We start from the raw sequence: 22,998 nt of genomic DNA, 5'->3' as shown, positions 1-22,998 counted from the left end.
GGAGGCTCCATGCAGTTCCCCCACGCACCACAACAGGCACAGCTACCCTTGTTCGAGGCGTTCATGGCACACCCCTTGACGCCCGCCCTCAAGGACGTGGTCGAGCCGCCCAAGAACAATACTCAGGAAGCCTTCAGCGAGCTGTCGCTACGCGGTACTGCCGGGAGCTGCCTGAACCTTCTGGCCCCCATCCTCAGGGAACTAAGCCAGGACCAGGACGCCCGCTGGCTGACCCTGATTGCCCCGCCCTCCAGCCTAACCCAGGCCTGGCTACGTGATGCCGGCCTGAATCGCGAACGCATCTTGCTGCTCCATCCGCGGGGTAACCAGAGTCCTCAACAGCTAGCCTGTGAGGCCCTGCGCCTAGGTCGCAGTCATACGGTAGTCAGTTGGCTGAATCCATTGAGCTCCAGCGCCCGGCAACAACTGGTCAGCGCTGCACGCACTGGCGAGGCGCAAAGCCTGAATATTCGCTTGGGATGAACAGCGGGAGGTCGCAGGAAATACGCTTGAGTAACTCGGGGCTTCTCCAGGATTGAGAAGCCGGAACAATGCGACGAATGACCTCAAGAAAACCGATAGACGGGCTTAGTGAAGAACCCGTGGACCATCTTCCTTGTCGATTTCACCCTCGACCAAGCGGCCAGCCATCTGTACACCGACACTCAACATGGCCTTGGCCACTTCGACATGCTGGCCCTGCAGAAAGGCCTTGGCATCCTCGGAGAAATCCAAAGTAACCAGAGAACCCTCGTCCTCAGCCCTACGCAGCTCAATACGGCCGTCTGGCAACTCGACAATTTCTAGAAAGGACGTTGGCATATAGATCTGTTCTCCACGAAAGGCGGGGGATTATACCAGCCATCATCCTCTCCCCGCTCAGGAATCGCCAACCCTCAGCAGACCGACCCTGCCTATTTGAAACGCCCAATGCTGCCCAATAAGCATGCACAAGCACCTCGGCATCTTCAGAAATTCGGCTTGTATTCAATGCCAGCCGAGGCCTCACTGTCGGAGAACGGTACGATCAGTGGCTTGCCCAGGGCCAACCTGTTGATCAGAGAGCCAGGGAACAACTGAATGGTGTTATTGAAGCGTTCCACATTCAGGTTGAACAAGGTAATGGCTCCACCGACATTACCTTCCTGCTCGGCAACCTCGCGCATCAGGTTGCTCAACAGCTCCACGGACCTGAGCTCAGGGTAGGCTTCAAGCGCGAGGTTCAACTCGCCCCGCAGAGCCTTGGCGCCCTGATCTACCGATTTGAGCGCACCGCCATCGGCTGCAGACGGCAAACTGCCAATAGCACTACGCAGCCCAACGATCTTTTCCAACAATTGGCTTTCATAAGCCTGAAAGCCGGCTACCTGGGGTTCGAGCATATCCAGCACCTTGATTCTCTGGCGCTGGTAGGTCAAAACATCCGACCAGGCACGCTGGACACGGTTGTACGCGCTGACAATCCTGTTGTAGTGAACATAAGCAACAACACCCACGGCAATCACCGCAACCAGCAACAACTCCATTCCCTACTGCTACATTTCATCAGCGACCTTCAATGGAAGGTCGAAATTATTGTCGTGCAACTCCGCCAACTCATGCACCAGGGCCAGCACCGGAAACAGATTCGGCAACTCCAACCCGCATTCGATGTTCGCGTAGAAGCTCGCTAGATCCTCAAGCGTGCCTGGATCCTTGTAGGCCATGACTTCTGCATCATCGAAGCTCAGGCATAGATGCCCCTGGCTGGAAAACTCCAGGTTCACTTTTTTCAGCCGCCGATGAAGACCCAGCAAAAAAGCCAGGGTTGTAGGTGTCGCGAACTTTGCGCAATCCAACTCGCTGTCACCGGCAAAACTGAAGACCCTGTTGAATTCATCGGACGTGGTCTCGAAGACCTTGGGCCTAGTGCTTTTTTTGCTCGGCAGATCACTGCGCACCGTTACACCGGTAACCCAAGGAAAATCCACCACCAGGCTGAAGCGGTCGAAGTGCTCGTACACCTTTTCGCTCTCACCATCGGATTTGGTCTTGTTATGGGCGTTCACATAATGCAAATGGTGGAAGACAAAGGACAACTGATGCCGTCTCCCCTGATACACGCCCCTGGCCGAAGCCTCGATGCGACGACTGTCGTTACCACGGTCATAATCATCGAACTCCTCATTCAACCAACTCAGGCGCTCATCTGCAGTACCGCCCGGATCCCTGAGGCCATTGCTGAGAAACGAACATTTGCGGGCTATGTTCTTCGGCAACTCATCCAAGGCCACCGAGCGGCTCATCCAAATGTACAGGCTGGCAAACCCCAGGCACGCAGTGGCGAACCACATCAACACCAGGCCTGCCAGGGCAGGGATCGCCGAGACAATGGCCAGCAGTAGCAACACCCAGCATTGGGCGTGATCGAACTGCAGCCCTCCCTTGAAGGCCTTGAGCCTGTCGATGACTATCAACAAGTCTTCATTGGACCGGGCCTGCAACACCGCCACATCGCAATCGCCCAACAAACGGATCAAATCAGCATCGTGCTTGAGAAACTGCATCATCCTTCCTTGATCAGCTCACCGAGCTCGGAGTCCTCTGTCGGACTATCATGTGCCAGCGCCAACTGGTGCACCCACTCCAGAACCGGGAATAGTCCTGGTAATTCAACCCCCTCCTCGATCCGCTCACGAAAGACCGAGAGATCACTCAAAGCTCCCAGATCGGCATGAGCCATGACCTGTGCATTATCGAAGCTCAGGCAGAGCCGCTCCTGACTGGAAAACTCAAGGTTCGGCTGGTCCAGGTGGCGCGCGAGCCCCAGCAGGAGATCCAAGGTCGCAGGTGTGACGAATCGCTCGCAACTGGCCTGGTCATTGCCCCGAAGCACAAAGACCTCATTGAAAGCGTTGCAGTCAGTCTTGAATGGTTGTCCCGCCAGGGTGGCCTCCAATGGACGGGATCGAACCGCAATGTCCGTGACCCAAGGAAAATCCACTACCAGGCTATAGCGATTGAAGGTCTCGAAGACTGTTCTGTAGCTGCCCCCCGCCCCACGCTGGAGACTGGAGGTAACGTACTGCAGTTGGTGATACTCGAACGCCAGCCGATGGCGGCTCCCCTGATAGGCCCCTTGGACCGAGTCGACGATGTGACGTCGCTCATTACCTCGCTGATACTCGACAAATTCGCTATTGAGCTTCTTCAAGCGCCAATCGGCAGTGCTGTCGAATTCGCTCAGCTCGTTACAGAACAAAGCACACTTGCGGGCAATGCTCGTTGCCAGGTCCGTTAACGATCCGGAAAGCCCTTTACGGGTGTAATAACTGAAAAAAGCCAAGGCCAGGCCCACCCAGAAAAACCCGCCCATCCCATCCATCAACAGCGCCGTGGCGAAAGAGGCAAAGGCCAGTACCAGGAGGACTATCGATTGCACATGATCGAACTCCAACCCGCCGGGAAATACATCGAGCCTGTCGAGCACCTCTAGCAGATCCGCATTGCAACGGGCACGCGCAACCCGCACCTGAGAGTCGCTCAGCAGGCGAACCAGCGCCTGGTCACGCAAGAAGAACAGCATGAATCTTCCTTGATCAAATAGTCTTACGGCGAATCAGCTAGCACTCAGGTTCAGCACTCGTTCAAGCCGTCCCGAAAGCGAATGGCCAGGGCCTTGAGATTCTGCCGCCAGCTTTCCAGCTCCTCGCGCCCCAGCTCCGGTTGTTCTTCCTCATCGAGGTTGACCGCCACGATAAGTGGCTGGGTGACATCGCCCTTGGGCTTGTGGGGCACCCTTGGCGGCTGGAGCAACGCTGCATAGGCAGTTAACAGCTGCGCCAGCCAGCTTTGCGGGCTCTGCGCCAGCTCGACCAGCTCCGCCAGTTCAGGAATCGCGATGCTCTCCAGCACATCACGATTGAGTATCTGCTCCACCCGCGCAGCGCCCGCCTGGGGCAACCGGTAGAACCCGGCGATCTCATGACACAAGCCCAGCAACGCCCCGTACAGGTGAAACAGTACTGACTCACGCCCCGCCTGGACCAGAGCATGGGCATTCATCGCTCGCCCCTCTTCAGCCCGCGCCAGAGCCTCCAGGGCCAGGCCGGCGAAGTAGATCTTCTGATTGGTACGGGTATAGAGCTCGTGGGCCATGTAGGCAGCCTCCACTGCGAGAAGAGAACCGGGTGCGAATGGCACAGTTTCAGGGATCAATCCTGTCGGCCGCAAGCCAAAAGAAAGGCCGCATGCTCCGTGGGAACATGCGGCCTCGTGAATCACCGAGCCAGATACCCGGCTCCAGCGCTCAATGGACCTCAGCGCTTGTCTTCGATCTTCCAGCTACCGCCATCGTAGAAAGCGCGCCAGCCAGTAGGCTTGCCATCGACTTCGGTCTGCACGTACTGCTCCTTGGTCTTGCGGCTATAGCGCACGACTGCGGGACGGCCATCAGGATCCTTCTGCGGCGCCTCGCACAGGAAGTGATACTTCGGATCGATCTCGTCCTTGTGCGGGATCAGCTCGAGCACCAACGGTGCACGGGTCTCACGGTTTTTCGGGAACTGGCTGGCAGCCAGGAACAACCCCGATGCACCGTCACGCAGGATATAGGTGTCGTTGACCTTCTCGCACTTGAGCTCGGGCATCTTCACCGGATCCATCTTCGGCGGCGCCGCATCGCCGCTCTTGAGCAGCTTGCGGGTGTTCTTGCAGGTCGCATTGGTGCAACCGAAGAACTTGCCGAAACGACCGGTCTTGAGCTGCATTTCGCTACCGCACTTGTCGCACTCCAGGCTCGGGCCTTCGTAGCCCTTGATCCGGTAGCTGCCCTCTTCGATCTCATAGCCGGCGCAATCCGGGTTGTTGCCACAGATATGCAGCTTGCGCTTTTCATCCAGCAGGTAAGCGTCCATCGCCGTGCTGCAGATCGGGCAACGATGCTTGCCGCGCAGTACCAGGGACTCGGACTCACCCTCGTCGTCCGCCGCGATCTCGTCGCCCGGAACCAGGTTGACCGTGGCCTTGCAGCGCTCCTTGGGCGGCAGGCTATAACCCGAGCAGCCCAGGAACACGCCTGTGGAAGCCGTACGGATCTGCATCGGCCGGCCGCAGGTCAGGCATGGGATATCGGTCATGACCGGCTGGTTGGCGCGCATACCGCTTTCAGCGCCCTCCGCGACCTCGAGCTTGTTCTTGAAGTCGCCGTAGAACTCGTCGAGCACGTTCTTCCAGTCACGCTCGCCCTGGGCCACGTCGTCGAGATTCTCTTCCATGCCGGCAGTGAAGCCGTAGTCCATGAGGTTGGAGAAGCTTTCGGAGAGGCGTTCGGTAACGATGTCGCCCATCTTTTCCGAGTAGAAGCGACGGTTGTGCAGGGTCACATAACCGCGATCCTGGATGGTGGAGATGATCGCCGCATAGGTCGAAGGACGGCCGATGCCACGCTTCTCCATCTCCTTCACCAGGCTGGCTTCGGAGTAGCGCGCCGGCGGCTTGGTGAAGTGCTGGCTCGGGTCCAGCTTGATCAGTTTCAGGACTTCGCCCTGGGCCATGTCGGGCAACACATCGTCGTCGCCCGGCTTGCTCACCTGGGGCATGACCCGGGTGTAACCGTCGAACTTGAGGATACGACCCTTGGCGCGCAGCTCGAACTCACCAGCGGCAACGCTGACAGTGGTGGACAGGTATTGCGCTGGCGGCATCTGGCAGGCCACGAACTGGCGCCAGATCAGCTCATACAGGCGCTCGGCATCACGTTCCATGCCCGACAGCTTGCTCGGATGGGTGTGCACATCGGACGGACGAATCGCTTCGTGCGCCTCCTGGGCCCCTTCCTTGCTGCTGTAGACATTGGGCGAGGCTGGCAGGTACTTGTCACCGAACTCGCTCTCGATATAGCTACGAGCCATCGCCACGGCGTCGGCCGAGAGGTTGGTGGAGTCGGTACGCATGTAGGTGATGTAGCCCGCTTCATACAAGCGCTGGGCCATCATCATGGTCTTCTTCACCCCGAAGCCCAGGCGGTTGCTCGCAGCCTGCTGCAGGGTGGAAGTAATGAACGGGGCCGAAGGCTTGCTGCTGGTGGGCTTGTCTTCGCGCTTGGCGACGCTGTAGGACGACGCCTTGAGCTTCTCCAGGGCCGCCATGGCCTGGGCTTCGTTGAGCGGCTTGAAGGCCTCGCCGTTCTCGCGCGCCACTTCGAAACGCACCTTGGCGTTCTTCGCGGTACCGAGGTCGGCATGCACCTCCCAGTATTCTTCGGGGATGAAAGCGCGGATTTCGCGCTCACGCTCCACTACCAACTTGACCGCCACCGATTGCACGCGGCCGGCGGACAGGCCACGGGCGATCTTGGCCCACAGCAGCGGCGACACCATGTAGCCCACTACACGGTCGAGGAAACGCCGGGCCTGCTGGGCATTGACCCGATGGATATCCAGCTCGCCGGGCTGGGAGAAGGCGTCCTGGATCGCCTTCTTGGTGATTTCGTTGAACACCACGCGCTTGTAGCGCTCGTCGTCACCGCCGATGGCTTCGCGCAGGTGCCAAGCAATGGCCTCCCCTTCGCGGTCCAAGTCCGTTGCGAGATAGATGGTGTCGGCATCCTTGGCAAGGCGGCGCAGCTCTTCGATGACCTTTTCCTTGCCGGGAAGGATTTCGTACTTGGCTTTCCAGCCGTGCTCGGGGTCGACGCCCATGCGCGCCACCAGCTGCTTGCGCGCCTTTTCCTTCGGCGACAGTGCCGGGGCTTCGCCCGCGGCCTTGCCACGCTTGGCGGCCGGCTCCTTGGCGGCACTTGCCGAACCGCTGGTGGGCAGGTCTCGGATATGGCCGATACTCGACTTCACCACGTATTGGTTACCCAAGTACTTGTTGATGGTCTTGGCCTTAGCCGGGGATTCCACAATGACCAGCGATTTGCCCATGGATCGGAAAATTCCTGAATTCGAGAAGTTGAGGCGGATGGCGCCTGACGCGGCACCGCTATATATAGTGGCAACAAGGTGAGGTCAAGCGCGGGGTACTGCGCGACCTGCGCTCAAGCCGGTGAAAAAAGACTGGGTTCGGCCTGCACCAAAGCAAAGCGTGGGACCTGCTCGCCGTCAACTTCGACTGACTCCAGGAACATGCTCAAGGGGCGTACCCAAAAGCCGTAATCGCCATACAGGGCTTGGTAGAACACCACTTCTTCTTCCGTTTCCGAATGCCGCGCCACGCTGAAGACGCGGTACTGCGGCCCTTTGTAATGCTGGTAGAGCCCGGGTTGTAACTGCATGCTCTGGCCCTCTTGCAAAAAAAATTAAAAATCTTCAGAAAAACAAAAACCGGGGCACAGGGCCCCGGCTTCCATCAACCCAACGCTTAAACGCGTTCGAAGACGGTCGAGATACCCTGGCCAAGGCCGATGCACATGGTGGACACACCGAAGGTGCCGCCATTCTGCTTCATGACATTGAGCAGCGTCCCCGAGATACGGGCCCCGGAACAACCGAACGGGTGACCCAGGGCGATTGCGCCGCCGTGCAGGTTAACCTTCTCGTCCATCTTGTCGAGTACTTTCAGATCTTTCAGCACTGGCAGGGCCTGTGCGGCGAAAGCTTCGTTAAGTTCGAAGAAGTCGATATCAGCGATTCCCAGGCCCGCACGCTTCAAGGCTTTTTGCGTAGCCGGTACTGGACCATAGCCCATGATCGCCGGATCCACACCTGCTACCGCCATCGAGCGAATCACTGCCATCGGCTGGATACCCAGGTCCTGGGCACGCTGAGCAGACATCACGATCATGCACGAGGCACCGTCGGTGATCTGCGACGAAGTACCGGCAGTCACGGTACCGCCCTTGGGGTTGAACGCCGGCTTCAGGGCCGCCAGGCTTTCCAGGGTAGTGTCCGGACGGATGGTTTCGTCGTAGTCGAACAGCTTCAGGAAGCCATTCTCGTCGTAACCCTGCATCGGGATGATCTCGTCCTTGAACTTGCCCTCCAGGGTCGCCTTGTGGGCGAGCTGGTGGGAGCGCAGGCCAAAGGCGTCCTGCTGCTCACGGGTGATGCCATGCATCTTGCCCAGCATCTCGGCAGTCAGGCCCATCATGCCCGAGGCTTTGGCCGCATACAGGGACATGTGCGGATTCGGATCGACGCCATGCATCATGCTCACGTGGCCCATGTGCTCGACGCCGCCGACGACGAACACGTCACCGTTACCGGTCATGATCGCCTGCGCCGCGGTGTGCAGTGCGCTCATGGACGAGCCGCACAAGCGGCTGACGGTCTGGCCAGCCGACGTGTGAGGGATCTGGGTCATCAGCGAGGCCATGCGGGCGATGTTCCAGCCCTGCTCCAGGGTCTGGTTGACACAGCCCCAGATCACGTCTTCGACTTCCGCCGGATCGACCTTGGCGTTGCGCTCCAGCAGCTTGCTGATCAGGTGTGCCGACATGTCTTCGGCACGGGTGTTGCGGTGCATGCCGCCCTTGGAGCGGCCCATCGGAGTACGACCGAAGTCGACAATCACGACGTCTCTAGGATTCAAGCTCATATGTTCACTCTCGCTCTAGTGTGGGCGCTTAACCGAAGAAGCTCTGGCCGTTCTTGGCCATCTCACGCAGCTTCGCGGTCGGGTGGTACAGCGCGCCCAGATCGGCGTACTGGTCGGCCAGGGCAACGAACTCGGCAACACCGACGGAATCGATGTAGCGCAGCGCACCGCCACGGAATGGAGGGAAACCAATACCGTAGACCAGACCCATGTCGGCTTCGGCAGCGGTCTCGACGATGCCATCTTCCAGGCAGCGAACGGTTTCCAGGCACAGCGGGATCATCATCCAGTTGATGATGTCTTCGTCGGTGACTTCACGCTGCTCGTAGACGATCGGCTTGAGCACTTCCAGCACCGACGGATCGGCGACCTTCTTCTGCTTGCCGCGCTTGTCGGTCTCGTAGGCGTAGAAGCCCTTGCCATTCTTCTGGCCCAGGCGCTTGGCCTCGTAGAGCACGTCGATGGCCGAACGGCGATCGTCCTTCATGCGATCAGGGAAGCCTTCGGCCATCACGTCACGGCCGTGGTGGCCGGTGTCGATGCCGACCACGTCCATCAGGTAGGCCGGGCCCATCGGCCAGCCGAACTTCTCCATGATCTTGTCGATGCGCACGAAGTCCACGCCAGCGCTGACCAGCTTGGCGAAACCGCCGAAATACGGGAACAGCACGCGGTTGACCAAAAAGCCCGGGCAGTCGTTGACCACGATCGGGTTCTTGCCCATTTTCTTGGCGTAGGCAACGGTGGTGGCCACGGCTTGTTCGCTGGACTTCTCGCCACGGATCACTTCCACCAGAGGCATCATGTGCACCGGGTTGAAGAAGTGCATGCCGACGAAGTTTTCCGGACGCTTGAGGGCCTTGGCTAGCAGGCTGATGGAGATGGTCGAGGTGTTGGACGCCAGGATGGTGTCCTCCTTGACCTGTGCCTCGACCTCGGCCAGGACGATTTGCTTGACCTTGGGGTTCTCGACGACAGCCTCGACCACCAGGTCGACATTGCCGAAATCGCCGTAGGACAGGGTCGGGCGAATGCCGTTGAGCACTTCAGCCATCTTCGCTGCGGTCATGCGACCTTTGTCGACGCGACCTACCAGCAATTTCGCAGCCTCAGCCAGGCCCTGCTCGATACCGTGTTCGTTGATGTCCTTCATCAGGATCGGCGTGCCTTTGGAAGCCGACTGATAAGCGATGCCACCCCCCATGATGCCGGCACCGAGTACGGCGGCCTGCTTCACATCCTTGGCGATCTCATCGTAGGCCTTGGCCTTGCGCTTGAGTTCCTGGTCGTTCAGGAACAGGCCGATCAGGCTCTGAGCGGCCGAAGTCTTGGCCAGCTTGACGAAGCCGGCTGCTTCCACTTCCAGGGCCTTGTCGCGACCGAAGTTGGCAGCCTTCTGGATGGTCTTGATCGCTTCGACCGGCGCCGGGTAGTTCGGACCTGCCTGGCCTGCGACGAAACCCTTGGCGGTTTCGAAAGCCATCATCTGCTCGATGGCGTTGAGCTTGATTTTCTCCAGCTTCGGCTGGCGCTTGGCCTTGTAGTCGAACTCGCCGGAAATAGCCCCCTTGATCAGGGTCAGGGCAGCATCCTTGAGCTTCTCAGGGGCCACCACTGCATCCACGGCACCAACTTTCAGCGCGTCTTCGGCACGGTTTTCCTTGCCGGCGGCGATCCATTCGATGGCATTGTCGGTACCGATCAGGCGCGGCAGGCGCACGGTGCCGCCGAAGCCCGGGTAGATGCCCAGCTTGACTTCCGGCAGGCCGATCTTGGCGCTGGCGGACATGACGCGGTAGTCCGCCGCCAGGCACATTTCCAGGCCGCCGCCCAGGGCGATGCCGTTGATGGCGGCAACGGTCGGCACGTTAAGGTCTTCGAAATCGCTGAAGATCTTGTTGGCTTCGAGGTTGCCCGCCACCAGCTCCGCATCCGGCAGCTTGAAGTTATCGACAAACTCGGTGATGTCGGCGCCGACGATGAACACGTCCTTGCCACTGCTGACGATCACGCCCTTGATCGAAGCATCTGCCTTGATGGTGTCAACAGCCTGACGCAATTCGTTCAGGGTTAGACGGTTGAACTTGTTGACGGACTCACCCTTGAGGTCGAAATTCAATTCGACGATACCGCTTTCAAGAGCCTTAACCGTGATGGCTTTACCTTCGTAAATCATCAACTGATCTCCACGATATGGAAGCTGAACAGTACACGTCGGACGCTAACTTCTGGCATGGCACTGACGTCACCGTCGATGCTAACGCCAATCCGCCAGGCACACCCGCCAACGCGATAGTCGGGAATCTGTATAGAGTCGCCTAAGATATAAACGCTCATTTCATACGCCCGTTTGATTTGGGTACGCCACATTCACGGAAAATCCACGAATTGTCAATCGTCCAAAATGCCGTTTGAAACGCGACTTTGCGGTCATTCCCGCACTGCACGGACCACCAACACGCCCCTGCATTTATAGTCATTCATAGGATCAATATTTAGAAAAATCGCCCTAAATCTCCGCTGCCACGGACCAAAGGCAACTACATCAGGAAGATATCTAGAGAGAAAACAGGGCCTTTCGATCGAAGGCACCGTGTCGAATGAACGCAAGAGCGAGCCGCGCCCGCGCTTATACCGGATGGCTCCATGACAGCGACTTGGCCGGCCAGCCCTCCCAATGCCAAGCTCGCGCCCTTGCTGCTCGCAAGCACCTTGGCTACGCCTGCCTGCCCAGCCCTCAAGCCAGGGACTTGAGGACCGTGGCAATGTCCTGCAATACACTGATTTCACCGCGCTCATTCCAATACACGGCGATCATCTGCTTGTCCGCTTCAACCTTGAACACGCCGAAGGGCAAGCTGCGCAGTTGCTTGAGCAGTGACTCATCGTCACAGGGCTCGCGCCATTGATTGACCCAGTTACCGGGTTCTACCTGCCAATAACTCCAGCAGGCGGCCTGGCCATTGCGTCGCGGCCGATGATATTGCGGACAAGGATCAGGAGGCTCCTGCCCCAGCCAATGCGGCCATTGCTGGGGCGCCAGCTGCATGGCCAGCCCCATTCGCCGGGCCTCCATGCGCAAGGCGATCAACCCATTCTGGCGGCGCGAAGGTCGCAACCATGCCCAAGGGCTGAGGACCACCACAAGGATTGACACCACTATCCAGACCGTCATATCTGTACTCTCGATTCTTGATGAGCGGGCCTGGTTGGAACCAACCCGCTTGAAACCAGCCATACTTGAAGCAATTGCAATCCTCAGGAGGAGCGCCTCATGTCCTACCACCATATTCTGGTCGCCGTAGATCTAACCGAAGAGTGCGATCCTGTTATCCATCGTGCTCGCGAGCTATCGGTAAGCAATTCCGCCAAGCTGTCGCTGGTACATATTGTCGAACCCATGGCCATGGCCTTTGGCGGCGATGTCCCGATGGATCTTTCGCAACTGCAGCAACAACAGTTCGACCAGGCCAGGGAACGCCTCGATCGGCTGATCAACAAGTACCCGGAGTTGACCAAGGAGTACAGCCACCTGACCTATGGCCAACCGCGCCAGGAAATCCATCACCTGGCCAAGGAACAGGAATGCGACCTGATCGTGGTCGGCAGCCATGGCCGCCACGGCCTTGCCCTGCTACTGGGCTCCACCGCCAATGACGTCCTGCACGGCGCCCCCTGCGACGTACTCGCGGTCCACCTGGCCAAGCGCTAAGCATTCGGCCTCGAAAAAAAGCCCGACTCTAGAATCGGGCTTTTCATATGGCGCCGGTCACTCAGGCATCCAGCTCCGCCCAGCGCTCGACCATCTGGTCCAGCTCGGCATTCAACTGTTCCAGCTGTGCAATGACCGCCGCAGTCTCAGCCACGGGACGCTGGTAGAAACCGGCATCGGCCATCTCGGCCTCGACAGCGGCAATGCGCTGCTCCATCGCCTCGATCTGCCCTGGCAGTGCCTCAAGCTCGCGCTGCAGCTTGTAGCTGAGTTTCTTCTTCGCTGCAGGTGCATCCTGTGCCGGCGCCGATGCCTGCACCGGTGGTACTACCGCGGAGTTCAGCTCGGCCTTGCCGGACTTGTTCTCGGTCACACCCAGCAACCGTGGCGAACCACCCTGGCGAATCCAGTCCTCATAACCACCGACATACTCGCGTACGCGCCCCTCACCCTCGAACACCAGGGTGCTGGTCACCACGTTGTCGAGGAATGCCCGATCGTGACTGACCATCAACACTGTGCCCTGGTAGTTCGACAGCACCTCTTCGAGCAGCTCGAGGGTCTCCACGTCCAGATCGTTGGTTGGTTCGTCCAGCACCAGCAGGTTGGCCGGCTTGCTGAACAGCTTGGCCAACAGCAACCGCGCCCGCTCACCACCCGATAGCGCCTTGACGGGCGTACGGGCCCGCTGTGGGCTGAACAGGAAGTCGCCCAGGTAGCTGAGCACGTGGCGGTTCTGGCCATCGATCTCGATGAAGTCGCGGCCTTCGGCGACGTTGTCGATCACGGTCTTTTCCAGGTCCAGTTGATGGCGCAGCTGGTCGAAATAGGCCACCTCGATCCGCGTCCCCTCCTCGACCTTACCGCTGCTGGGCACCAGGCCACCGAGCATCAGCTTGAGCAGAGTGGTCTTGCCAGTACCGTTGGCACCCAGCAGGCCGATACGATCACCGCGCTGCAGGACCATGGAGAAGTCCTTGACCAGGAACGGACCTTCCGGATGGGCGAAGCTGACATTCTCCAGCACCATCACTTGCTTGCCGGACTTGTCCGCCGCTTCCAGCTGGATGTTGGCCTTGCCGGTGCGCTCGCGACGCTGGCTGCGCTCCACGCGCAAGGCCTTGAGTGCTCGCACCCGACCTTCGTTACGGGTGCGACGGGCCTTGATGCCCTGGCGAATCCAGACTTCTTCCTGGGCCAGGCGCTTGTCGAACAACGCATTGGCGGTTTCTTCCGCCGCCAATGCCGCTTCCTTGTGGACCAGGAAGCTGGCGTAGTCGCCGTTCCAGTCGATCAGGCCGCCACGGTCCAGCTCGAGGATGCGGGTAGCCAGGTTCTGCAGGAAAGAACGGTCGTGGGTGATGAAGAGCACGGCCCCCGGGAAGTCCTTCAAGGCCTCCTCGAGCCAGGCGATTGCACCGATGTCGAGGTGGTTGGTCGGTTCATCGAGCAGCAGCAGGTCCGGCTCCGCCACCAGGGCCTGGGCCAGCAGGACACGCCGGCGCCAGCCACCGGACAGTTCGGCCAGGGTCTTGTCGGCCGGCAGTTGCAGACGGCTCAGGGTGCTGTCCACCAACTGCTGCAAGCGCCAGCCATCACGGGCTTCAAGGTCGTGCTGGACGTGCATCAGCTTTTCCAGGTCGGCATCGGTGACGATGTTCTGGCTCAGGTGATGGTACTGGGCCAGCAACTCGCCAACCCCCGACAGCCCCTGGGCGACCACGTCGAACACCGTCCGACCGTCGGCCACCGGCAGCTCCTGGGGCAACTCGCCGATCTTCAGGCCAGGTGCGCGCCATATGGAGCCGTCGTCGGGTTTCTGATCACCCTTGACCAGCTTCATCATGCTGGACTTGCCAGTGCCGTTACGACCGATGATGCACACCCGCTCACCACGGGCGATCTGCCAGGACACCTTGTCCAACAACGGCATGGCGCCGAAAGCAAGGGACACATCGCTTAATTTGAGCAGGGTCATGTTCTTCTCCAAAAACCGGGCGCGCATTCTACCTGACTTGCGCCCGTTAAAGGCCGGCTATTTCGCCACCGGCGGCATTGCTACAACATTTGTTGCCAACTGATACCAGCGGGCCGGCAAAGCTTTTACCGGTTGCTGGCAAAAGGCTAAGCTAGTGAACAATCAGTGTTGGCCCTGTCGGCACTTGTCATGATTTCTCTGCCCGGATGTCTCATGCGCAGTCGCCTTTTCAGCCTCTTATCCTGTCTGCTTCTTTCCGCTACTGCCGCTCAATCCGCCCAGGCGGCAGACCTGACCCTGCAGCGCCAGTACTACGACGAAGCCAAGCGCGCCCTGGCCAAGGGCGACTCCGGCCCCTACTTCCGTTATGCCGATGCCCTGCGCGACTACCCCCTCGAGCCGTACCTGGCCTACGACGAGCTCACCGCCCGGCTGAAGTCCGCCAGCAATGCCGAGATCGAGAAGTTCCTCGCCGAACATGGCGACCTGCCGCAGGCCAACTGGATGAAACTGCGCTGGCTACGTTGGCTGGCAGAACGCGGTGACTGGGCGACCTTCACCAAGTACTACGACCCCAAGCTCAACTTCACCGAGCTCGACTGCCTCAACGGCCAGTACCAGCTGGGCCACAACCTCAAGGCCGAGGGCTACGCCACCGCCGAAAAGCTCTGGCTGAGCGGCAAGTCCCAGCCGGCGGCCTGCGACGGCCTGTTCGGCCAGTGGGCCGCCGAAGGCCAGCTGACCGAACAAAAACGCTGGCAACGGGCCAAGCTGGCGGCCGAAGCGCGTAACTACGCCCTGGCCAACAGCCTGGTCAACAGCATGACCACCCTGGCACCCCAGGGCCGCCTGCTGGTGGACGTGGCCCAGAAACCGGAGCTGCTGAGCCAGCCTTCGCGCTTCCAGCCCGTCAACGAAGCCATGTCCGACGTGGTCGGCCTCGGCCTGCGTCGCCTGGCCCGCCAGGACCCGGACAAGGCCATGGCGTTGCTGGACGGCTATGCCAGCAGCATGCACTTCTCCCGTGACGAAAAAGTGGCCATCGCCCGCGAGATCGGCCTGACCCTGGCCCGCCGCTTCGACAGCCGCGCCCTGGACGTGATGACCAAGTACGACCCCGAGCTGCGGGACAACACCGTGTCCGAATGGCGCCTGCGCCTGCTGTTGCGCCTGGCGCGCTGGGAAGACGCCTACCAGCTGACCCGCAAATTGCCCCAGGAGCTGGCCAGCACCAACCGCTGGCGCTACTGGCAAGCGCGCAGCCTGGAACTGGCGGAACCGAAGAACCCCCAGGCCCAGGCACTGTTCAAGGGCCTGTCCCGGGAGCGCGACTTCTATGGTTTCCTCGCCGCCGACCATGCCAAGGCACCCTACCAGTTGAACAACCAGCCGCTGATGCTCAGTCAGGCGGTGATCAACAAGGTACGCAACACCCCTGGGGTGCGTCGCGCCCTGGAGCTCCACGCCCGTGGACAGATCGTCGACGGACGTCGCGAGTGGTACCACGTCAGCCGGCACTTCAACCGCGACGAAATGGTCGCCCAGGCGCGGCTGGCCTATGACCTCAAATGGTACTTCCCGGCCATCCGCACCATCAGCCAGGCCCAGTACTGGGACGACCTGGACATTCGCTTCCCCATGGCCCATCGCGACACCCTGGTACGCGAGGCCAAGGTCCGCGGCCTGCATTCAAGCTGGGTATTTGCCATCACCCGCCAGGAAAGCGCCTTCATGGATGACGCCCGCTCCGGTGTCGGAGCCAGCGGCCTGATGCAATTGATGCCTGGTACCGCCAAGGAAACCGCACGCAAGTTCAGCATTCCCCTGGCATCGCCGCAGCAGGTACTGGACCCGGACAAGAACATCCAACTGGGCGCGGCCTATCTCAGCCAGGTCCATAGCCAGTTCAACGGTAACCGGGTACTGGCCTCCGCGGCCTACAACGCCGGCCCGGGGCGGGTACGCCAATGGCTGAAGGGGGCCGACCACCTGAGCTTCGACGTCTGGGTGGAGAGCATTCCCTTCGATGAAACCCGCCAGTACGTGCAGAACGTCCTGTCCTATTCGGTGATCTACGGCCAGAAGCTCAATTCGCCGCAACCCCTGGTGGACTGGCATGAGCGGTACTTCGACGACCTCTAGCGCCCCACCCAGTAAAAAGCCCGCATGGTAGCGGGCTTTTTTTCGTCTATCCCCCGCCCCTTGGTTGTGATCGGGTACGAAGCGGCCGCGATACTGTGAGTGGCGAGGCTGCGTCCTCGTGCGCAGCCTCGCAAGCTCGGCAGCGGCGATAGGAGCACGCAGCCATCAAACCGAACCATCACTGAATTGCAGCGCTGCCAGCCGCGCATACAACGGGCTGCTGACAAGCAACTGCTGGTGGCTGCCTACCGCCACCAGACGACCCTGATCCATGACCGCGATGCGGTCGGCATTCTTCACCGTCGCCAGGCGATGGGCAATCACCAGGGTGGTGCGGTTCCTCATGAGGCTCGGCAAGGCCTGCTGGATCAGGTGCTCGCTTTGCGCATCGAGGGCGCTGGTAGCCTCGTCCAGCAACAGGATCGGCGCATCCACCAGCAAGGCCCGGGCAATCGCCAGGCGCTGGCGCTGGCCGCCAGACAGCCCCTGCCCCGCATCGCCCAGATGGGTCTGGTACCCCTGGGGCATCTGCTCGATGAACTCATGGGCGTAGGCGATCCTTGCCGCCTCCTGGATCTGTTCCAGGCTCGCACCGGGATTACCGTAGCGAATGTTCTCCTCGATACTGCCGTAGAACAGCGCCGGGCTCTGGGACACCAGGGCAAAGCAACGGCGCAAGTCCAGCGGATCGAGACGGGTCAGGGGCACGCCATCGAGAAGGATCTGCCCCTGCTGCGGATCGTAGAAACGCAGCAGCAAATCATAGAGAGTGGATTTACCGGCCCCCGAAGGCCCGACCAGTGCCAGGGTTTCTCCGGCCTGGATATTCAGGGAAAGGCCATCCAGGGCATAACGGTCCGGGCGCGACGGATAGGCGAACCGCAACCCCTCGAGCTGCAATGCGCCTTGCACCCTAGCCGGTAGGCTCACCAATCCGCTCTCGGGCGCCAGGATGATGCTGTCTGCCCGCAACAGTTCGGCAATTCGCTCAGCAGCCCCTGCCGCCCGCTGCAACTCGCCGATCACCTCGCTCAAGGTCCCGAAGGCACTGCCGACGATCAGGCTGTAGAACACGAAGGCGGCCAGCTCACCGCCGGAAATTCGCCCGGCGATCACGTCCATGCCACCGACCCAGAGCATCACTCCCACGGCACCCAGAACCAGCACGATCACCAGGGTGATCAGCCAGGCCCTCTGGACAATGCGCTGGCGCGCCGTACGGAACGCCTCCTCCACGGTCACGGCAAAACGCTGCTCGTCCTGGGGCTGGTGGTTGTAGGCTTGGACTGTCTTGATCTGGCCGAGGGTTTCCGCAACATAGCTGCCGACATCGGCGATCCGGTCCTGGCTCAGGCGCGACAGGCTGCGCACTCGGCGACCGAAGAACAGGATCGGTACCAATACCAGCGGCAAGGCGATCACGACGATGCTGGTGAGCTTGGGGTTGGTGATAAACAACAGCACCACCCCACCCAGCACCATCAGGGCGTTGCGCAGGAACAACGACAAGGACGAGCCGATCACCGATTGCAGCAACGTGGTGTCTGCCGTCAGCCGGGACTGGATCTCCGAACTGCGATTGTTCTCGTAGAAGCCAGGGTGCAAGTAGATCAAGTGGTTGAACACCTGGCGCCGAATGTCCGCCACGCAGCGCTCGCCAATCCAGGACACCAGGTAAAAGCGCACGAATGTCCCCACCGCCAGGGCCAGCACCAGCAGCAGGAACAGGGCGATGGACTGGTTCAGCAGATGGGGGGACTGGGTCATGAAACCCTGGTCCACCAACAGCCGGATACCCTGCCCCATGGACAGGGTAATGCCCGCAGTCAGGATCAGTGCCAGCAAGGCTCCCAACGCCTGCCAACGGTAGGGAGCGATAAAGCGGCCGGCCAGTTTCAAGGCCCGGCGATGACGAGAAGAAAGCATGCCGTTCATCCATTGACGCACCAGCGTTCGATCCGTCGCAGCCTCGGCAACGAGATGAATTCGCAGGAACTTTGGTAAATCACAATGAGTCAGGTTGATTATGACCAGTAACACTAGGACCTAGAGATTATCGGTCTAATCTATGCCTGGCACTCCCCAGGTATTTCTGTTGGAGTGAAGTTACCGGGCCAGCCCTGGCGGTGATCTGTAACAGCTTGGTCACCCGGTCATTCTAAAGTAAGCACACAACCTGATGAGGAGACAGGCCATGTCCTTGCAACACAGCAGCAATGACAAGATTCAAGTAATTCGTACCCAGCCTAACCAGTCTCTGGGGTGTGCCATCATCGACGCCCAAGGCCGCGAAGTACCTATTACTGAAGACATGATCCAGAACGCCTGCCGCGAACTGGAAAAGCGACTGGTCAAGCCTGCTCGGCAAGATTGACACATAGCCTCACGTCCTCTTGACCCGGCCTGGTGGCCGGGTTTTTTATGGGCGCCTCACTAGACCTGGCTGGCTCCCAGGGCCCGGACGATCCTGCTCAAAGCCGCTGATTCGCCCTGGATTCGCACCTGCAAACCGTCGATCTCACGGCGCTCAGGGTAATGCTTGCGCAGCCCGTCGAAAGCACTGCGCTGCAGGGCGACGTTATCCGACAGGCTACGCCGAAAATCCGCATCGTCCCGGCGCGGGTCATACACCGCCCGGCAGATCGCTGCCAGGGCCCAGGCCGGATCGGCACTGGCATTCAGGCTGACCTGCGCCACCCAGGGGGCTGGCAGCAGGGTCTCCAGGCGAACCTGCTCGGCATGACCAAAATGCCGGCAGAACGCCTGGTAGATCTGCGCCGTCCCCCGTTGCTTGCCATCCAGGCTGTAGCCGGCGATGTGCGGCGTGGCCAGCACGCAAAGGTCGGCCAGTGCACTGTCCACCGTGGGTTCCTCCTCCCAGACATCCAGCACCGCCTGCAGGTCCTCGCGCTGCACCAGCACTTCACGCAGTGCACGGTTGTCCACCACCGGGCCCCGGGCGGCATTGATCAACCAGGTTCCCTGGCGCAGCCGCTCCAGGCGCTGGCGATCCAGCAAGTGCCAGGTACGATGCTCGCCATGCCGGGTCAGCGGCGTGTGCAGGCTGATGACATCACAACGCTCGAGCAACTGCTCCAGGCTGACATAGTCGCCACCTTCCACCGCCTGGCGCTGGGGATCACAGACCAGTACGTTCCAGCCCAGGCCGCGCAGCACCTCGATCAGCCGCCCCCCCACCTCGCCAGCCCCGACCACGCCGTAACAGCGCCGGGCCAGGTCGACACCCTCGAGCTCGGCCAGGGTCAGCAGGCTGCCCAACACGTAATCCACCACGCCACGGGCGTTACATCCCGGCGCGCTGGACCAAGTGATGCCGGCCTGCTGGAAGTAGTCCAGGTCCAGGTGATCGGTACCGATGGTGCAAGTGCCGACAAAACGTACCGGGCTCCCCTCGAGCAAAGCCTGGTCGACCCGGGTCACCGAACGCACTAGCAGGACATCGGCCTGCGCTACGCTCTGCCGATCGATGGCGCGCCCGGGAAAGCGCCGGATCTCGCCGAAACCGGCAAAGAACTCATCGATCAGGGGAATGTTTTCGTCGGCAACAATCAACATGGCAGGCTCCTCTTGGGGAGCCGCAGTTTAGGCCCAGATCCAGGCACGAACCAGCACAGCGTGCAGGCGCAGAAAAATTGGCCGCTGGGCATTACAAATCCACAACACGGGTTTTTTCCTGACTGCGGTGTCAACGCGTAGACTGTCGCGTCCTGCGCAACACCACCTATGGACGCTCCGCCCCGTGAATTCCGTGATCGACTCATCCACTCCCCTCCCCACCAGCCGTCCCGTGCGGGTTGGCCGTGAACTCAAGGATCTGCTGGCTCTTGCCCTGCCGATCATGATCGCCCAAGTGGCGACCACCGCCATGGGTTTCGTCGATGCCGTGATGGCCGGGCGAGTCGGCCCCCGCGACTTGGCGGCCGTGGCGCTGGGCAACTCGATCTGGATCCCGGTGTTCCTCTTGATGACCGGCACCTTGCTGGCCACCACGCCGAAGGTGGCCCAGCGTTTCGGCGCCGACAAGCTCGATGAAATCGGCCCGCTGGTGCGCCAGGCACTGTGGCTGGCCATCGTGGCCGGGATCTCGGCCATGCTGATACTGGTCAGTGCCGAGCCGGTGCTGCACCTGATGAAGGTCGATCCGGAGCTGATCGGGCCCTGCATGGGCTACTTGCACGGCATCGCCAGCGGCCTGCCCGCGGTAGCGCTGTATTACGTGCTGCGCTGCTTGAGCGATGGCCTGGGCCGCACGGTGCCGAGCATGGTCATCGGCCTCTGCGGCCTGGCCCTGAATATCCCCATCAACTACATCTTCATCTACGGTCATTTCGGCGTACCGGCCATGGGCGGTGTCGGCTGCGGCTGGGCCACGGCGATCGTGATGTGGGCCATGATGCTGGGCATGGCCGGCTGGATTCGCTGGGCCCCGGCCTACCGCAAGATTCAATTGTTCAGCCGTTTCGACTGGCCACAAGGAGCGATGATCGGGCGCTTGCTGAGCATCGGCCTGCCCATCGGCATCGCGGTATTCGCCGAATCGAGCATCTTCGCGGTGATCGCCCTGCTGATCGGCAGCCTGGGTGCCACGGTAGTGGCCGGACACCAGATTGCCCTCAACGTCAGCGCCCTGATGTTCATGATCCCCTACTCCCTGGCCATGGCGGTGACCGTGCGGGTCGGCCAGTCGCTGGGACGCCAGGAACCACGCAACGCTCGCTTCAGCGCCGGCGTCGGCATGGCCACCGCGCTCGTCTATGCCTGCTTGTCAGCGAGCCTGATGTTCTTCCTGCGCGAGCCTATCGCCTCGATCTACACCGCCGACCCGCTGGTGATCCAGGTGGCATCGATGCTGATCGTGTATGCCGCGCTGTTCCAGTTCTCCGACGGCATCCAGGTGACTGCCGCCGGGGCACTGCGCGGCTACCAGGACACTCGGGTGACGATGATCCTGACCTTGTTCGCGTATTGGGGCATTGGTCTGCCGGTGGGCTATGCCCTGGGGCTGACCGAATGGTTCGGTGCCCCCAGGGGACCAAGCGGCCTCTGGGAGGGCTTGATCGTCGGCTTGAGCTGCGCCGCGCTGATGCTTTCGATCCGCCTGGTGCGCAGTGCACGCAAGCAGATTCGCATCAGCCGCTCGGCGAGTTAATCGAGCTTCTTGCGGATCCAGTAGAGGTAGGTCCCGGCCTCTTCCTGCTGCGCCACCAACTCGTGGTCCAGGAAGACGCAGAACTTGGGAATATCGCGGCGGGTGGACGGGTCGGTGGCAATCACCTTCAACAGTCCACCCGGCGGTAGATCACGAATGTGCTGGTGCAGCATCATCACTGGCTCCGGGCAGTTGAGCCCGGTGGCGTCGAGGGTGCCGTCAACCGGCGTATCGATGATTTGACTCATGGTTCACTCCTGAAACTGGCCGGCATTGTCGCGCAATGCCGGTCATGTGGCGAGGGACTCAGCGCGAGCGGGCGGGCTTGTGCTCCAGGCGGCGCAGGTGGCAGGTCACTTCCTCTCGATCGTGGTACAGCTGCTTGCAGCCAATGGCCACGCGAATCCCCCGGGCCTTGAACCCCTCTTCAATCCGCTCCAGCAAGCGCTTCACCTCGGCATAACGCTGCTTCATCGGCAGCTTCAGGTTGACCACTGCCTCGCGACAATGCCCCTCGCCGATCCACGTCTCCAGCAAGGCTGCGTTGCGCGCCGGTTTCTCGACGATGTCGCAGACCATCCAGTCCACCGGCTGACGAGGCTTGTAGGTGAAACCGTCGGCCATCAGGTGCTGGACCAGGCCTGTGTCCATCAGGCTCTCGGCCATTGGCCCGTTATCGACCGCGGTCACCAGCATGCCGCGATTGACCAGTTGCCAGGTCCAGCCTCCCGGCGCAGCGCCCAGGTCGACGCCGGTCATGTCGCTGTGCAAGCGCTCGTCCCACTGCTCGCGGGGAATGAAGTGGTGCCAGGCCTCCTCAAGCTTCAGGGTCGAGCGACTGGGAGCTTCCCGGGGGAACTTCAGCCGTGGAATTCCCATGGGCCACATCGCCGAATTACCGGCATCGGCCAGCCCGACGAACACTTCGCGGCCACTCATGAACGTCAACAACAAGCGCGGCTTGCTGGCCTCCTCCACCAGCTTGCCGGCCCCGAGCAGGGCCTTGCGCAGCGGGCCTTCGAACTTCTTGCAAAAAGTCGACAGTTCCTTGCCGTCGTTGGTGTCCACCACTTCCAGCCATAAACTGCCGCACTGTGGGAAATGGGCCAGGTAGGCCAGGATCGCACTGACGCGATCGGTTTCCGGCAGATCGATGAAACCTCCCCGCGCCCACTGCCGGGGAAAGATCAGCTTGTCGAAGCTCAGGCCCTGCATCAGGCGTTGGGCCCCATCCTGCTCAGTGCAGATGAACTGCGCACAAGCAGTACCGGGCTTGGCCTTGGCATAACCGGAGACGTTCAGGTGAGCCGCGTGATCGGCGATCTCCGAACAGACTTCGCCCTCGAAACCGGGACGGCAATGGAAAAACAGGGTGTTCATTGAATCTCCTGGGCAACTGGCGATGAATCGATGCGCAAACCTGCCCGAAAGTGCCCTGAATCAATGGAAACAGGACAAGCGCAAAGCCTGTCACGA

Annotated in this window: 20 protein-coding genes; 5 read left to right on the top strand and 15 right to left on the bottom strand. The window is 60.8% G+C overall.

Going from position 1 to position 22,998, the window contains the following annotated elements:
* The first annotated feature begins 9 nt into the window (after nt 1–9).
* On the top strand, nt 10–483 hold the full coding sequence (gene sulA, locus C4K39_RS10080; RefSeq protein ID WP_068587855.1) for an SOS-induced cell division inhibitor SulA: 474 nt from the start codon (nt 10–12) through the stop codon (nt 481–483).
* Between the two features lie 105 nt (nt 484–588).
* Here sulA and C4K39_RS10075 read toward each other — a convergent pair whose 3' ends face one another.
* The 10 genes from C4K39_RS10075 to C4K39_RS10025 all read right to left on the bottom strand — a co-directional run bounded on the left by C4K39_RS10075 (nt 589) and on the right by C4K39_RS10025 (nt 11,695).
* Nucleotides 589–822 carry a hypothetical protein gene (locus C4K39_RS10075; protein ID WP_011060267.1) on the bottom strand — a complete coding sequence of 78 codons (234 nt, stop codon included), beginning with the start codon at nt 820–822 and terminating at the stop codon, nt 589–591.
* A 146-nt stretch (nt 823–968) separates the two neighbouring features.
* Nucleotides 969–1,526 (bottom strand): LemA family protein, encoded by a 558-nt coding sequence (locus tag C4K39_RS10070; RefSeq protein ID WP_124346266.1) that lies wholly within the window; start codon nt 1,524–1,526, stop codon nt 969–971.
* Nucleotides 1,527–1,535: 9 nt separating this feature from the next.
* Nucleotides 1,536–2,546: a hypothetical protein gene (locus C4K39_RS10065; protein ID WP_124346265.1), complete on the bottom strand. Its 1,011-nt coding sequence runs from the start codon at nt 2,544–2,546 to the stop codon at nt 1,536–1,538.
* Nucleotides 2,546–3,565: a hypothetical protein gene (locus C4K39_RS10060; RefSeq protein WP_124346264.1), complete on the bottom strand. Its 1,020-nt coding sequence runs from the start codon at nt 3,563–3,565 to the stop codon at nt 2,546–2,548. The genes C4K39_RS10065 and C4K39_RS10060 overlap by 1 nt, the downstream gene beginning before the upstream one ends.
* Nucleotides 3,566–3,615: 50 nt before the next feature.
* Complete coding sequence (locus C4K39_RS10055; RefSeq protein WP_124346263.1) at nt 3,616–4,137, bottom strand: DUF6586 family protein; 522 nt, start codon at nt 4,135–4,137, stop codon at nt 3,616–3,618.
* Between the two features lie 161 nt (nt 4,138–4,298).
* Nucleotides 4,299–6,908 carry a type I DNA topoisomerase gene (topA, locus tag C4K39_RS10050; RefSeq protein WP_068587864.1) on the bottom strand — a complete coding sequence of 870 codons (2,610 nt, stop codon included), beginning with the start codon at nt 6,906–6,908 and terminating at the stop codon, nt 4,299–4,301.
* A 113-nt stretch (nt 6,909–7,021) separates the two neighbouring features.
* On the bottom strand, nt 7,022–7,258 hold the full coding sequence (locus C4K39_RS10045) for a DUF1653 domain-containing protein (RefSeq protein WP_019093731.1): 237 nt from the start codon (nt 7,256–7,258) through the stop codon (nt 7,022–7,024).
* An 86-nt stretch (nt 7,259–7,344) separates the two neighbouring features.
* Nucleotides 7,345–8,520 carry an acetyl-CoA C-acyltransferase FadA gene (gene fadA / locus C4K39_RS10040; RefSeq protein WP_068587866.1) on the bottom strand — a complete coding sequence of 392 codons (1,176 nt, stop codon included), beginning with the start codon at nt 8,518–8,520 and terminating at the stop codon, nt 7,345–7,347.
* Nucleotides 8,521–8,548: 28 nt separating this feature from the next.
* The gene (gene fadB / locus C4K39_RS10035; RefSeq protein WP_068587867.1) at nt 8,549–10,696 is read right to left on the bottom strand and encodes a fatty acid oxidation complex subunit alpha FadB; all 2,148 of its coding nucleotides are present in this window, start codon (nt 10,694–10,696) and stop codon (nt 8,549–8,551) included.
* 561 nt (nt 10,697–11,257) lie between these two features.
* A complete protein-coding gene (locus C4K39_RS10025) occupies nt 11,258–11,695 on the bottom strand; it encodes a hypothetical protein (RefSeq protein ID WP_068587870.1) in 438 nt (145 codons plus the stop codon).
* Nucleotides 11,696–11,794: 99 nt separating this feature from the next.
* Between C4K39_RS10025 and C4K39_RS10020 the strand changes: the two genes are divergently transcribed.
* Nucleotides 11,795–12,232: a universal stress protein gene (locus tag C4K39_RS10020; RefSeq protein WP_068587872.1), complete on the top strand. Its 438-nt coding sequence runs from the start codon at nt 11,795–11,797 to the stop codon at nt 12,230–12,232.
* Between the two features lie 61 nt (nt 12,233–12,293).
* On the opposite strand, the gene C4K39_RS10015 is transcribed toward C4K39_RS10020, so the two are convergent.
* Nucleotides 12,294–14,210: an ATP-binding cassette domain-containing protein gene (locus tag C4K39_RS10015; RefSeq protein WP_124346262.1), complete on the bottom strand. Its 1,917-nt coding sequence runs from the start codon at nt 14,208–14,210 to the stop codon at nt 12,294–12,296.
* A gap of 213 nt (nt 14,211–14,423) precedes the next feature.
* On the opposite strand from C4K39_RS10015, the gene C4K39_RS10010 reads away from it, so the two are divergent.
* Nucleotides 14,424–16,352: a transglycosylase SLT domain-containing protein gene (locus C4K39_RS10010; protein ID WP_124346261.1), complete on the top strand. Its 1,929-nt coding sequence runs from the start codon at nt 14,424–14,426 to the stop codon at nt 16,350–16,352.
* A gap of 165 nt (nt 16,353–16,517) precedes the next feature.
* Here the strand turns inward: C4K39_RS10010 and C4K39_RS10005 are convergent, their stop codons facing one another.
* A complete protein-coding gene (locus tag C4K39_RS10005) occupies nt 16,518–18,287 on the bottom strand; it encodes an ABC transporter transmembrane domain-containing protein (RefSeq protein WP_164487351.1) in 1,770 nt (589 codons plus the stop codon).
* A gap of 259 nt (nt 18,288–18,546) precedes the next feature.
* Here C4K39_RS10005 and C4K39_RS10000 point away from each other — a divergent pair, with 259 nt between their 5' ends.
* Nucleotides 18,547–18,726 carry a PA1571 family protein gene (locus C4K39_RS10000; RefSeq protein WP_011060254.1) on the top strand — a complete coding sequence of 60 codons (180 nt, stop codon included), beginning with the start codon at nt 18,547–18,549 and terminating at the stop codon, nt 18,724–18,726.
* 59 nt (nt 18,727–18,785) lie between these two features.
* Here C4K39_RS10000 and pdxB read toward each other — a convergent pair whose 3' ends face one another.
* Complete coding sequence (gene pdxB, locus C4K39_RS09995; RefSeq protein WP_124346259.1) at nt 18,786–19,928, bottom strand: 4-phosphoerythronate dehydrogenase PdxB; 1,143 nt, start codon at nt 19,926–19,928, stop codon at nt 18,786–18,788.
* Nucleotides 19,929–20,112: 184 nt separating this feature from the next.
* On the opposite strand from pdxB, the gene C4K39_RS09990 reads away from it, so the two are divergent.
* Complete coding sequence (locus C4K39_RS09990; RefSeq protein ID WP_124346258.1) at nt 20,113–21,522, top strand: MATE family efflux transporter; 1,410 nt, start codon at nt 20,113–20,115, stop codon at nt 21,520–21,522.
* Here C4K39_RS09990 and tusA read toward each other — a convergent pair.
* Both tusA and rlmM read right to left on the bottom strand, forming a co-directional pair.
* The gene (gene tusA, locus C4K39_RS09985; protein ID WP_011060251.1) at nt 21,519–21,770 is read right to left on the bottom strand and encodes a sulfurtransferase TusA; all 252 of its coding nucleotides are present in this window, start codon (nt 21,768–21,770) and stop codon (nt 21,519–21,521) included. The genes C4K39_RS09990 and tusA overlap by 4 nt on opposite strands.
* 58 nt (nt 21,771–21,828) lie before the next feature.
* Complete coding sequence (gene rlmM, locus C4K39_RS09980) at nt 21,829–22,902, bottom strand: 23S rRNA (cytidine(2498)-2'-O)-methyltransferase RlmM (RefSeq protein ID WP_124346257.1); 1,074 nt, start codon at nt 22,900–22,902, stop codon at nt 21,829–21,831.
* Nucleotides 22,903–22,998: the final 96 nt, after the last annotated feature.

This window comes from Pseudomonas sessilinigenes (genome assembly GCF_003850565.1).
Lineage (GTDB): Bacteria > Pseudomonadota > Gammaproteobacteria > Pseudomonadales > Pseudomonadaceae > Aquipseudomonas > Aquipseudomonas sessilinigenes.
The sequence above is the reverse complement of the archived record's forward strand: the minus strand, read 5'-3'. Positions and strand labels throughout refer to the sequence as shown.

Coding starts and splice junctions, on each gene's coding strand:
- fadB (WP_068587867.1), bottom strand. CDS start 10,696: ATGATTTACGAAGGTAAAGCCATCACGGTTAAGGCTCTTGAAAGCGGT.
- C4K39_RS10070 (WP_124346266.1), bottom strand. CDS start 1,526: ATGGAGTTGTTGCTGGTTGCGGTGATTGCCGTGGGTGTTGTTGCTTAT.
- C4K39_RS10055 (WP_124346263.1), bottom strand. CDS start 4,137: ATGGCCCACGAGCTCTATACCCGTACCAATCAGAAGATCTACTTCGCC.
- C4K39_RS10015 (WP_124346262.1), bottom strand. CDS start 14,210: ATGACCCTGCTCAAATTAAGCGATGTGTCCCTTGCTTTCGGCGCCATG.
- pdxB (WP_124346259.1), bottom strand. CDS start 19,928: ATGTTGATTGTTGCCGACGAAAACATTCCCCTGATCGATGAGTTCTTT.
- C4K39_RS10075 (WP_011060267.1), bottom strand. CDS start 822: ATGCCAACGTCCTTTCTAGAAATTGTCGAGTTGCCAGACGGCCGTATT.
- topA (WP_068587864.1), bottom strand. CDS start 6,908: ATGGGCAAATCGCTGGTCATTGTGGAATCCCCGGCTAAGGCCAAGACC.
- tusA (WP_011060251.1), bottom strand. CDS start 21,770: ATGAGTCAAATCATCGATACGCCGGTTGACGGCACCCTCGACGCCACC.
- C4K39_RS10000 (WP_011060254.1), top strand. CDS start 18,547: ATGTCCTTGCAACACAGCAGCAATGACAAGATTCAAGTAATTCGTACC.
- C4K39_RS10020 (WP_068587872.1), top strand. CDS start 11,795: ATGTCCTACCACCATATTCTGGTCGCCGTAGATCTAACCGAAGAGTGC.
- fadA (WP_068587866.1), bottom strand. CDS start 8,520: ATGAGCTTGAATCCTAGAGACGTCGTGATTGTCGACTTCGGTCGTACT.
- sulA (WP_068587855.1), top strand. CDS start 10: ATGCAGTTCCCCCACGCACCACAACAGGCACAGCTACCCTTGTTCGAG.
- C4K39_RS10045 (WP_019093731.1), bottom strand. CDS start 7,258: ATGCAGTTACAACCCGGGCTCTACCAGCATTACAAAGGGCCGCAGTAC.
- C4K39_RS10065 (WP_124346265.1), bottom strand. CDS start 2,546: ATGCAGTTTCTCAAGCACGATGCTGATTTGATCCGTTTGTTGGGCGAT.
- rlmM (WP_124346257.1), bottom strand. CDS start 22,902: ATGAACACCCTGTTTTTCCATTGCCGTCCCGGTTTCGAGGGCGAAGTC.
- C4K39_RS10005 (WP_164487351.1), bottom strand. CDS start 18,287: ATGAACGGCATGCTTTCTTCTCGTCATCGCCGGGCCTTGAAACTGGCC.
- C4K39_RS10025 (WP_068587870.1), bottom strand. CDS start 11,695: ATGACGGTCTGGATAGTGGTGTCAATCCTTGTGGTGGTCCTCAGCCCT.
- C4K39_RS10060 (WP_124346264.1), bottom strand. CDS start 3,565: ATGCTGTTCTTCTTGCGTGACCAGGCGCTGGTTCGCCTGCTGAGCGAC.
- C4K39_RS10010 (WP_124346261.1), top strand. CDS start 14,424: ATGCGCAGTCGCCTTTTCAGCCTCTTATCCTGTCTGCTTCTTTCCGCT.